Source organism: Streptomyces sp. SBT349 (assembly GCF_001083795.1).
Classification (GTDB): Bacteria; Actinomycetota; Actinomycetes; order Streptomycetales; family Streptomycetaceae; genus Streptomyces.
Window position 1 is genome coordinate 1 of the sequence record NZ_LAVK01000255.1, and the last position, 11419, is coordinate 11419.

Sequence of the window (11419 nt, forward strand, 5' to 3'; positions counted from 1 at the left end):
CCGACGGGGTGAGGGCGCTGGACGGCGTCTCGCTGTCGCTGCCCGCGGGCAGCTTCACGGCCGTCACGGGCCCCTCGGGCTCGGGCAAGTCCACGCTGCTGGCGTGCGCGGCCGGGCTCGATCGGCCCACCGGCGGCCTCGTCGTCGTGGACGGCACCGAGCTGACCGGCGACGAGGCGGAGGTGACGCGGTTCCGCAGGGAGCGGATCGGCGTCGTCTTCCAGCGGGACACCATCGTTCCCACGCTGACCGTCCTCCAGAACGTGACGCTGCCCCTGCGGCTGGCCGCGCCGGGGCCGGCCGCGGAGCGGGCCCCGGAGGAACGCGCCACCGCCGTCCTGCGGCGGATCGGCCTCGGCGAGCGCCTGTCGCACCCGGCGTCCCGGCTCTCCGGCGGGCAGCGGCAGCGCGTGGCGATCGCCAGGGCGCTGGTGACGGAGCCCAGCGTCCTCCTCGCCGACGAGCCGACCGGCACCCTCGACATCCGCGGCGCCCGGGAGGTGCTGGCCCTGCTGCGCCGCGCGGTGAGCGACTTCGGCACGGCCGTGGTGATGGCCACCCACGACCCGGTGGCCGCGGCCCACGCCGACGCGGTGGTGTTCCTGGCCGACGGCAGGACGGCGGGTCGGCTGGCCTCCCCGACCGCCGCGGCCGTCGCCGAGCGGCTGGCGCACCTCGGGGACGTCAGCCACACGACCGCGGGCGTCTGAGGGCGGCGGTCAGTCGGGCAGGCTCAGTTCGAACCAGACGGTCTTCCCCGCCGGCTCCCGGCGGGTCCCCCACCGGTGGGACCCCGCGGCCACCAGCACCAGGCCCCGGCCGTTCTCGTCGTCCAGGGAGGGCGTCCGCTCGTCCGGCGGGTCGGGGACCGGGTCGGTGACCTCCACCAGCAGGGAGGCGCCCAGCACCATCCGCATCTGGATCGGGCCGGTCGCATGCAGGACGGCGTTGGTGACCAGCTCGCCGACCAGCAGCTCCGCCTCCTCCGCGACGGCGGTCAGCCCCCACTCCCGCAGCGTCTCGCGCACCACGCGGCGCGTGCGGTGCACGACCTGCCGCTCCGCGGGGAAGCTCCAGGCGGTCACCCGGTCCTCGGGCAGCCGGCTCAGGCGCACGGCCAGCAGCGCGATGTCGTCGGACTCCCGCTCGGCGGCCGAGGGGTGCAGCGTGCCGACCACCGTGTCGCAGACGTCCTCGAGCGACCCGTCCTCCCCCAGGGCCCCGGCCAACACGTCGCAGAGCCGTCCCACGCCGACCGCGATGTCCTCGTGCCGGGTCTCGATCAGCCCGTCGGTGTAGAGGACGAGCACCGCCCCCTCGGCGACCTCGATCATCCGCTCCTCGAACGCCACCCCGTCCACGCCCAGCGGCGCCCCCGAGGGCAGTTCGAGCGGCTGGGCCGTCCACCGCCCGGTGGTGGCGTCCTCGACGGCGAGCACCGGCGGCAGATGACCGGCCTTGGCCAGGGTGCAGATCCGCGTCGACGGGTCGTAGACCGCGTAGACGCAGGTCGCCATGACCGGGGAGTCGGGGGGCTGGGCGACGTCCTGGCCCAGGTCGTTGAGCCGCCGCAGCAGGTCCGCCGGGGCCAGGTCGAGCCCGGCCAGGGTCCGCACCGCGGTGCGCAGCTGACCCATGGTGGCCGCGGCGCGCAGCCCGTGCCCGGTGGCGTCGCCGATCACGAACGCCATCCGCCCCCCGGCCAGCGGGATCACGTCGAACCAGTCGCCCCCGATCTCCGCGCCGCTGCGGCTGGGCACGTAGCGGTGGCTCACCCGCACGCCCGGCAGGACCGGGAGCGACTGGGGGAGCAGGCTGCGTTGGAGCATCAGCGCGGCCTCGCGCTCGCGGCCGTAGAGGCGGGCGTTGTCCAGCGAGATCCCCGCGCGGGCGCCCAGCTCCATGGTCAGGGCCAGGTCCTCGTGGTCGAACGGGGCCCGCCGCTCCGCCCGGCTGACGACCAGCAGCCCGAGGACCCGGCCGCGCGCCCGCAGCGGCAGCGTCAGCATCGAGTGCAGCCCCAGCTCCCGGGCGGCCGCCACCCGGGGGTCCCGCTCGTCGGCCCCGGCGAGCACCTCGCCCTGCGTCTCGGCGAGATGCGGGGTGCCGGTGGTGAGCACCGTGCCGAAGAGCGACTCCGACGGGTAGTCGGTGTCCTTGCCCTCCCGGTTGAGCGTGTCCAGGGCGGTGCTGGAGCGGGAGGCGGCCAGGCCGAACTGGACCATCGTCACCTGGCTGAGCTCCTCGATGGGGGGCGGCTCCTCGCCCCTCGCGACGGCGATCAGCAGTTCGACGCTCGCGTAGTCGCCGAGCCGGGGCACCAGGGCGTGGGTCAGGGCCGAGCAGATCCGCCGCACGTCCAGCAGGTCCCCGAGCGCCCGGCCCACGTCGTTCAGCAGGACGAGCCGCTGCCGGGCGCGCTCGATCTTGTCCAGCGCCTCCCGCCGCTCGGTGATGTCCATGACCGTGCAGCTGACGCCGACGGCGCGCCCGGCGTGGTCGGTGAGGCGGCCGAACGAGACGGACTGGGCGCCGTCGCCGTCCGGGGACGCCGTGACCAGGTCGATCACCGAACGCCCCGAGCGCAGCACCTCCTGCTGGAGCCGGTGGATCTCCTCGGACATCGGCTTGGGCAGCACGTCGAGCACGGTCCTGCCGATGAGGTCACCGGCCGGGGCGCCGTGCAGCCGGGAGAGCGCCTCGTTGACCCGGGTGTAGCGCAGGTCGGTGTCGAAGACGGCGATGCCGAGCGGGGAGGCGGTGAAGAGGCCGTCGAGGGTGGCCAGGTCCTGCTCGATGGCGAGGGCCTTGTCCGCCTCCACGACATTGGCCACCAGGTAGGAGTCCCCCGAGCCCTTCTCCAGCAGCGCCGCGCGCATGTCGAGGCGGATCGGGTGGCCGTCGCGGTGGCGCAGCCAGAGGGTGTCGTTCCAGCTCCTGGCCTCCCCGGGCGGGGCGATGGTGTGGCCGGTGGTGGTGAAGTCCTTGATCGGCCTGCCCACGGCCTCGGCCCACCCCCAGCCGAAGAGATCCTCCGCGATGGGGCTCCAGAAGACGATCCGGCCCGCCCCGTCCAGCAGGAACGTCGCGACCCGGAGCACGTCGAGACGGGACTGGCTGTCCGGCGGTCCCGCGGAGGAGTCCTCCGGGGGACGCGCTTCGGAAGGGTCGGTCGGCACGCGTCAAGCCCCTGTCGGGTGTCTTCGCCGGTGGGGCGGCGAAGAGGGCGAAATATCCCTTATACCCGATTGTGCATGGGGTCAGCGGCGCATGCCGCCTCCCAGTTCGACGCGCTCCACGAGATAGTGGGCCGCCCCCTCCTCGGTGGAGTCGGCGGCGTGGTTCAGACGCAGGCGCTGGATCAGCCGCTGCGCCTCGGCACGGGTGGCGCAGTGCCCTATGCGGTAACGACCGCCGTTCTCGTCCTCCCGGACGACCTGCCAGGGTTGCAGGCTGCCGTTCATTCCTCACCCCCCCTCTGCATATGCCAGACCATACGCCAGCGCCTCACCCACCGAACAGGGCTCAAGGTGCCGCGCCCGCGTCGCGCGTCGCGAGGGCGCGCGCCCTCCTGGCCAGCGCGTCCGCCCGCCACGCGAACGGGAGCGCCGCGTCGGCGTCGTGCGGGCCCGTCCCCAGGGCCCGGCGCAGCTGGTGCCCGGCCTCGGCCAGTCTGGTGCGGGCGGGGCTGCCGACCTCGCCGCGGTGGGTGGCGACATAGTCCCTGGTCGCGGAGAGCTCCCCGCCCGCCGTCAGCAGCGCCTCCTCCAGCAGCGTTCTGGCGCGGCGGTTCCTGGTCTCGCGATGCCGGTCGGGCGCCAGGGCCCCGGCCAGGGGGGCGCCCGCCTTCGTGAGCCGGCGCAGGCCCCCGAACGGGTCACGCCGACCGCGCTCGTCCGCGCGGCGCACCGCCTCCAACGCGCGCTGGGCGCGCGCCACCGGCGTGCGCAGCGCGGGAAGGCCGGGCGCCTCGGCCACGTCCGCCTCGGTGGCCAGGACCGCCTCGTCCAGCGCCTTGTCCGCGCGCGTCAGCTCCGCCGTCCACCGGGTGAGGCCCTCCGTGAGCCGCTCGGCCTGCCCGATCGCCGCCTCGGCCCCCCGCAGCGCGTCGGCCGCGGCCTCCCGCCCGCCCTGGCCCCCGGCGAGCGCCCGCTCGGCCCGGTCCAGGCCGTGCCCGGCCTCGGCCAGCCGCTCCCGGCCCGCCACCGGATGCCCGCGCACCGGCGCGAGCGCCACCGGGGCGTACCGTCCGCCGACGCGCCGGAGCGTGGCGCTCGCCTCCTCAAGGCGCGCGGGCAGCGCCGCCGCGCGCTCCCGGGCGCGCGCCAGCGCCTCGGGCGTGGCGGCCGACGTGCCCCGCTCGGCGAGGCGCGCCAGCGCGCCCGAGCAGCGGTCGATGATCTCGTGCAGCAGCCGGCGCCGCTCCGTCTCGTTCCGTTCGAGGGCCGGGTCGTCGAGCCGGTGCCGCAGCCGCAGCGCCGCGTCCGCCTCCGCACGGGCGGCGGCGGTGGCGCGTTGCCCCTCGGCGGCCTCGGCGGCCTCGGGGGAGTCCCCGGCGAAGCCCAGCTCCTCGGTCCTGCGCAGCACCGCGTCGTCGAGCCGGATCAGCAGGCCGCGTGCCCTGGCGTCCAGCGCCTCTGGCGACGCGTCGGCCGCCTGCGCGCGCGCCTCGGCGGGCGGCGCCGTCGGGCGCCCCGCCCAGCGGTGGGGCTCGGTGCGGCGGACCTCGGCGCGGTAACGGGCCCGGCCGCCGGGGAAGGGGCCGGGCGCGGACCGGCGCGCGAGGACGTAGAGCACCACCACGAGGGCGATGCCGAGCAGGGTCAGCGGCAGCAGCAGGGCGACCCCGTCCGAGACCGCCTCGGCCGCGGCCGACCGGGTGCCGCGTGCGTCGCGCATCCGCTCACCCTTCGCCGGAGATCCGCCGGAGAGGGGACAGTGCCCTGTCCACGACGGTAGGCGAGGGGCGGGCGGACCGCGACTCGATCACGGCCGGGCCCGTCCGGGCCGGGCCCGCCCCCGCGGGTTCCGGCGGATTCCCGAGGATTCTCGTGGATTCTCGTGGATCCCCGTGGTTCCCGCGGGGCGCGCCCGTCAGTCGCCGCCGCGCCGCCGCCTGATCTTGTTGCCCAGCCACACCAGCGGGTCGTAGGACCGGTCCGCGGCGCGCTCCTTCATGGGGATCAGGGCGTTGTCCGTGATCTTGATGGACTCCGGGCAGACCTCGGTGCAGCACTTGGTGATGTTGCAGTACCCCAGGCCGTGGTCCTCGGTGACCGCGCGCCGCCGGTCCAGGCCCTGCGCCTCCGAGTCGTCCAGCGGGTGCATGTCCAGCTCGGCCATCCGCATCAGGAAGCGCGGGCCGGAGAACGCCTGCTTGTTCTCCTCGTGGTCACGCACCACATGGCAGACGTCCTGGCACAGGAAGCACTCGATGCACTTGCGGAACTCCTGCGACCGTTCCACGTCCTCCTGCCGCATCCGGTACTCGCCGGGGCCGAGCCCCTCCGGCGGCACGAACGCGGGGACCTCCCTGGCCTTCGTGTAGTTGAACTCCACGTTGGTGACCAGGTCGCGCACCACGGGGAACGTGCGCAGCGGCGTGATCGTGATCGTCGCGTCCGGCTCGAACAGCGACATCCGCGTCATGCACATCAGCTGCGGCCTGCCGTCGATCTCGGCGCTGCACGAACCGCACTTGCCCGCCTTGCAGTTCCAGCGCACGGCCAGGTCGGGCGCCTGGGTGGCCTGGAGCCGGTGGATGACGTCGAGGATCACCTCGCCCTCGTTCACCTCGACGGTGAAGTCCTCCAGGCCGCCGGAGCTGTCGTCCCCCCGCCACACCCGCAGATGCCCGTCGTAACTGGTCCCCGTCGCGCCGGCCGCACCCGCCGCGCTCACCGTCTCGCTCACCGGTCCTTCACTTCCTCTTCCGTCAGGTACTTGGCCAGCTCTTCGTTCTCGAAGAGGTCGAGCAGGTCCGCGCGGATCTGCGGCAGTTCGTGCCGCTCCAGCCGGACCTGGCCGCCGTCGCCGGCCGCCCGCTCCCCGCCCTCGGCCAGGCGACAGAGCAGGTTCACCCGCCGCCAGGTCCGGTCCATGCCGGGGTGGTCGTCCCTGGTGTGGCCGCCGCGCGACTCGGTCCGCTCCAGGGCGGCACGCGCGACGCACTCGCTGACCAGCAGCATGTTCCGCAGGTCGAGGGCGAGATGCCAGCCCGGGTTGTACTGCCGGTGCCCCTCGACCACGGCGCGCTCGGCCCGGCGGCGCAGCACCACCAGCCGCGTCAGCGCCTCGGCCATCTCCCCCTCGCGCCGGATGATGCCGACCAGGTCGTTCATCGTCTGCTGGAGCTCCTGGTGGATGGCGTACGGGTTCTCCGGAGCGCCCGCCCCGTCCGCCCCCGCGTCCGCCTCGGCCGCCGGCGGCGCGAACGGCCGCACCGCCTCCTCCTGCGCCGCCCTCAGCTGCCCCTCGCCCGCCGTCCGCCGCTCGCCCTCCCCGGTCGCGGCGGCGTGCTTCGCCGCGTGCAGACCGGCCCGGCGGCCGAAGACCAGCAGGTCGGAGAGCGAGTTCCCGCCGAGGCGGTTCGAGCCGTGCATGCCGCCCGCGACCTCGCCCGCCGCGAAGAGGCCCGGCACCCCGGTCGCCGCCGCCGTGTCCGGGTCGACGTCCACGCCGCCCATCACGTAGTGGCAGGTCGGCCCGACCTCCATCGGCTCCTTGGTGATGTCCACGTCCGCCAGTTGCTTGAACTGGTGGTGCATCGACGGCAGCCGCCGCTCGATCTCCGCCGCGGGCAGCCGCGTGGAGATGTCGAGGAACACGCCGCCGTGCGGGCTGCCGCGCCCCGCCTTGACCTCCGCGTTGATGGCGCGGGCCACCTCGTCGCGCGGCAGCAGCTCCGGCGGGCGCCGGTTGTTGTCCGGGTCGGTGTACCAGCGGTCGGCCTCGTCCTCGTCCTTGGCGTACTGCCCCCGGAAGACCTCGGGGATGTAGTCGAACATGAAGCGGCGGCCCTCGCTGTTGCGCAGCACGCCGCCGTCGCCGCGGACGGACTCGGTGACCAGGATGCCCTTCACCGAGGGCGGCCAGACCATGCCCGTCGGGTGGAACTGCACGAACTCCATGTTCACCAGCGGCGCCCCGGCCAGCAGCGCCAGCGCGTGCCCGTCGCCCGTGTACTCCCAGGAGTTGGAGGTCACCTTGAACGACTTGCCGATCCCGCCGGTCGCCAGCACCACCGCCGGGGCGTCGAGCACGAAGAACGTCCCCGACTCGCGCACGTAGCAGAACACGCCCGCCACCGGGCTGCCCGGCACCGCCTCGTCCTCCGTGAGCACGCGGGTGACCGTGCACTCCTGGAAGACCTTCAGGCGCGCCTCGTAGTCGCCGGTCTCCTTGAAGTCCTCCTGCTGGAGCGCCACCACGCGCTGCTGGAGCGTGCGGATCAGTTCGAGTCCCGTGCGGTCGCCGACGTGCGCGAGCCGGGGGTACTCGTGGCCGCCGAAGTTTCGCTGGGAGATCCGGCCGTCCTTGGTGCGGTCGAAGAGCGCGCCCCAGGTCTCCAGCTCCCAGACCCGGTCCGGCGCCTCCTGGGCGTGCAGCTCCGCCATCCGCCAGTGGTTGAGGAACTTCCCGCCGCGCATCGTGTCCCGGAAGTGGACCTGCCAGCCGTCCCCGGAGTTCACATTGCCCATCGCCGCCGCGACGCCGCCCTCGGCCATCACGGTATGCGCCTTGCCGAACAGCGACTTGCACACCACGGCGGTGCGCAGTCCCTGCTCGCGGGCCTCGATGGCCGCGCGCAGACCGGCGCCGCCGGCTCCCACGACCACGACGTCCCACGATTGGCGTTCCACAGTGCTCACATTTCCTCCTTGCGTCCGCCGTGCGGCTCTCAGAACAGCCGCGGGTCGGTGAACGCGTCGGTGGCCAGCAGGTACACATACAGATCCGACAGCGCCAGGGTCGTCAGCGACGCCCAGGCGAGGCCCATGTGGTGGCCGTTGAGCCGACTCACCAGGGTCCACAGGCGGTAGCGGACCGGATTCTTCGAAAAGCTCTTCAGCTTGCCGCCCATGATGTGCCGGCAGGAGTGGCAGGACAGGGTGTACGCCCACACCAGCACGATGTTGACCACGAACAGCAGCGTGCCGAGCCCCATGTGCCCCCACGCGTAATCGGAGTCGCGGAACGTGAGCAGCGTGTCGTAGGTGAGGATCACCGCCACGACGGCCGCCGCCCAGAAGAAGTAGCGGTGGCTGTTGTTGAGGATCAGCGGGAAGCGCGTCTCGCCCGAGTACGCCTTGTGCGGCTCCGCGACCGCGCAGGCCGGCGGCGAGGCCCAGAAGCTCCGGTAGTACGCCTTGCGGTAGTAGTAGCAGGTCAGCCGGAAGCCCAGCGGCAGGGCGAGGAAGATCAACGCCGGTGACAGGCCCCACCAGTCGCCGAACAGCGCCCAGTTGGGGCCGTCGCGCATGTCCGCGCAGTTCTCCGCGAGGCAGGGCGAGTAGAACGGCGACACGTAGGGCGCCGCGTAGTAGTCGGCGTTGGCGAACGCCCGCCACGTCGCGTACATGACGAAGGCCAGCAGGCCCACGACGGTCGCGGCCGGGGCGAGCCACCAGCGGTCCAGGCGCAGATGGCGCTGCGCGATGGCGGCCCGCGTGGCGGGCTTGGTCCTCGGGTCTGCTTCGGTTGCCACAAGTTTCTCCGGAGTGGTGATCTTTCTGGGCCTTCGAGCCTGTCCGGCCCGGCGACTACGGGCCGCGCCGGGAGCCCACGCCCTCGTCGTCGGCGTCCGTCCACAGCCGCTCGTCGTAGGGCGCCTCCGGCACTCCGATGAACTCCCCCTGGGTGGTGGCGGGTTCTCCGGGAGCGGCGGCGGCGAGGAGTGCCAGGCTCTCCCGCAGATGCTCCGTGTCGCTGCGCACACGCCGCGTCTCCAGGCCGCGGCCGAACTCCCGCTCCAGGCGCGCGACACAGCGCGCCAGGTCGTCGACGCACCGTTGCGCCGAGCGCAGCTCATCGTGCAGTGACACCGCTTGCCACCTCCGTTGGTGGGGGATCACCGGACGATCGAGTGTGGCGCGAGGCACATGGTGTTGTGAAGAGGGCGACGGCTCCCGTCTGTGATCTTTCCCTCGCGGCGGCCCACCACGGCGGAGACGTCCACGACCACCGCCACACCACCGCTCGCCGCTCGCCGCTCGCCGCCGCCCACCGCGGCCGTGGGCCGCCGCCGTATGGGTCGGCGGCTGCGCCGGACGGGTGGCCTGGCCCCCGCCGGCCGCCGTGTCGCCGCGCTCCCACCCCTCGCCTCGCCTTCAGTGGCCGCAAACGTGTGATCAACGGACCGGTGAAGCCGGAGGTATCAGATGTCAGGCGCGCCAGCGAGACCCCCGGGCGTCCTCGGCCCGTCCCGCGGAGCCCGCCGCGTGGCGGCCCTCGCCGCGGGAGTGCTCCTCCTCCCCGTGGTCGCGGGCTGCACCGGCCAGGAGGAGAGCGGCGGCGGGGGCGGTGGCACGGCCCAGTCCGTGGCCACCGTCCAGCGCGCCAAGCTGCGCAGCGGCGGCAGCGCCACCTGGGGGGTCGACCGGATGCCCACCACGCTCAACGCCTACCAGTTCGAGGCCGACCGCGTCACCGACCAGGTCGCGAGCGCCGTTTTGCCCATGCTGTTCACCGTCGACTCCCACGGGCGCCCCCAGGTCAACCAGGACTTCCTCAGCTCCGCGGAGATCACCGAGCGCGAGCCGAAGCAGACCGTCGTCTACACCCTCAACCCCCGGGCGAAGTGGAGCGACGGCGAGAAGGTCGGCGCCGCCGACTTCACCGCCCAGTGGAAGGCGCTCAACGGCGAGGACAACGCCTACTGGTCCGCCCGCAACTCCGGCTACCACGCCGTCGAGAGCGTCGCCAAGGGCCCCGAGCGCAACCAGGTCACGGTCACCTTCGCCCGGCCCTACGCCGACTGGGAATCCCTGTTCTCCCCCCTCTACCCGCGGTCCGTCACCGGCGACCCGGACCGTTTCAACGACGGGGCCCGCACCGAACTCCCGGTCTCGGGCGGTCCGTTCAAGGTCAAGAAGGTGGACGAGAAGAAGAAGGCCATCACCCTGGTCCGCAACGACAGGTGGTGGGGCGACGACGCCCTCCTGGACGAGCTGGTCTTCGCCGCCGTCCCACGCGGCGAGCGCCGCGCCGCGCTCCTGGACGGGCGGCTCGACATCGCCGAGGTCGCCCCGGCCGACGCCGACTCCATCACCGCGGCCAACGACGGCAAGGCCGGCGACGGCAAGGGCGACGCCCCCCGCCTCCACCCCGGAGCGCCGCCGGCCCCGCCCCTGACCACCGACGCGCTGCACGACCTGGCCACCGCGCGCCTGGCGCACACCGAGGAGCGGGCGGCCAGCGGCCAGTACGCCCGCGCGTACGCCGAGACCGAGCGCGTCCGCGAGCACGCCTTCGCCACCCGCGAGGAGGCGGTCCGCGAACAACTGCGCGGATTCACCGTGCACCGCGCCTATGACGCGGGCTACACGCAGCTCGCGCTCAACGGCTCCTCGCCCGCCCTGACCGACGAGCGGGTGCGCTGGGCCGTCGCCCGCGCGCTGGACCGCAAGAAGCTGGCCGCGCAGGTCCACGACCCGGCCGGGCTGCCCGCCAAGCCGCTCGGCAGCCACCTCCGCGTGGTCGGCCAGGCCGGATACCAGGACAACAGCGACGCGCTCGGCAAGACCGGCGCCTCCTCGGCCGCCGCCGCCCTGGACGAGGCGGGCTGGCGCCAGAGCGAGGTCAACGCGGCGGCGCGGCGTCCGGCGGCCCCGGCCCGCGCCAAGGACGGCAAGCCGCTGGAGCTGAGCTTCGTGCTGCCCGAGGGCCCCGCGGGCGAGCCCCTGCGGGAGGTCGGCCGGAGCATCACGCAGATGCTCGCCGAGGTGGGCATCGCGGCGAAGACCACGGAGGTCGAGGAGGAGGCGTTCTTCGACGACCACATCGCCGCGGGCAACTTCGACCTGGCGCTGTTCTCCTGGCCGGCGACCGCCTTCCCCGCCACGGACGCGGCGCCGCTGTACGCCAAGCCGCGGGCGATCCCGGGCGGGGAGCTGCTGATCGAGCAGAACTACACCCGCGTCGGCACCGACTACATCGACCAGCTGCTCAACCAGGCGGCGACCGAGCTGGACGAGAAGGAGCACGACAAGCTCCTCAACCGCGCCGACGCGCGCCTGTGGGCGGCGGCCGGCTCCATCCCCCTCTACCAGCGCCCCCAGCTGGTCGCCACCGCCGACACCCTGGCCGGCGTCGGCGCCTTCGGCATGCAGACCCCCCGCTATCAGGACATCGGCCACCGCCGCGCCCCCCCGCGGGGCGCTCCCCGCCGGGCTCCCCCTCTACCAGCGCCCCCATGGTC

Annotated in this window: 9 protein-coding genes; 2 read left to right on the forward strand and 7 right to left on the reverse strand. The window is 74.0% G+C overall.

Features of this window, described 5'->3' with window-relative positions; genetic code table 11:
* The coding region (locus tag ADY01_RS25725) for an ABC transporter ATP-binding protein (protein WP_049578277.1) at positions 1 to 710 on the forward strand (710 nt) is incomplete at its 5' end.
* Positions 711 to 719: 9 nt separating this feature from the next.
* Here the strand turns inward: ADY01_RS25725 and ADY01_RS25730 are convergent.
* The 7 genes from ADY01_RS25730 to ADY01_RS25760 all read right to left on the reverse strand — a co-directional run bounded on the left by ADY01_RS25730 (position 720) and on the right by ADY01_RS25760 (position 9044).
* Positions 720 to 3179 carry a SpoIIE family protein phosphatase gene (locus ADY01_RS25730; RefSeq protein WP_049578278.1) on the reverse strand — a complete coding sequence of 820 codons (2460 nt, stop codon included), beginning with the start codon at positions 3177 to 3179 and terminating at the stop codon, positions 720 to 722.
* 81 nt (positions 3180 to 3260) lie between these two features.
* Entirely contained in the window at positions 3261 to 3464 is a 204-nt protein-coding gene (locus tag ADY01_RS25735; protein ID WP_049578280.1) for an SPOR domain-containing protein, read from the reverse strand.
* A 61-nt stretch (positions 3465 to 3525) separates the two neighbouring features.
* Positions 3526 to 4899 (reverse strand): hypothetical protein, encoded by a 1374-nt coding sequence (locus tag ADY01_RS25740; RefSeq protein ID WP_049578282.1) that lies wholly within the window; start codon positions 4897 to 4899, stop codon positions 3526 to 3528.
* 195 nt (positions 4900 to 5094) lie between these two features.
* Positions 5095 to 5901, reverse strand: coding sequence for a succinate dehydrogenase/fumarate reductase iron-sulfur subunit (locus ADY01_RS25745; RefSeq protein WP_049578289.1), 807 nt, complete (start codon positions 5899 to 5901; stop codon positions 5095 to 5097).
* 8 nt (positions 5902 to 5909) lie between these two features.
* A complete protein-coding gene (locus ADY01_RS25750; RefSeq protein ID WP_049578284.1) occupies positions 5910 to 7871 on the reverse strand; it encodes a fumarate reductase/succinate dehydrogenase flavoprotein subunit in 1962 nt (653 codons plus the stop codon).
* A 29-nt stretch (positions 7872 to 7900) separates the two neighbouring features.
* Entirely contained in the window at positions 7901 to 8707 is an 807-nt protein-coding gene (locus ADY01_RS25755; protein ID WP_049578286.1) for a hypothetical protein, read from the reverse strand.
* 55 nt (positions 8708 to 8762) lie between these two features.
* Positions 8763 to 9044, reverse strand: a complete 282-nt coding sequence (locus ADY01_RS25760) for a hypothetical protein (protein ID WP_049578287.1) — start codon at positions 9042 to 9044, stop codon at positions 8763 to 8765.
* A 396-nt stretch (positions 9045 to 9440) separates the two neighbouring features.
* On the opposite strand from ADY01_RS25760, the gene ADY01_RS25765 reads away from it, so the two are divergent.
* Positions 9441 to 11419, forward strand: a 1979-nt coding sequence (locus ADY01_RS25765) for an ABC transporter family substrate-binding protein (protein WP_063784356.1), incomplete at its 3' end; no start/stop codon positions are given.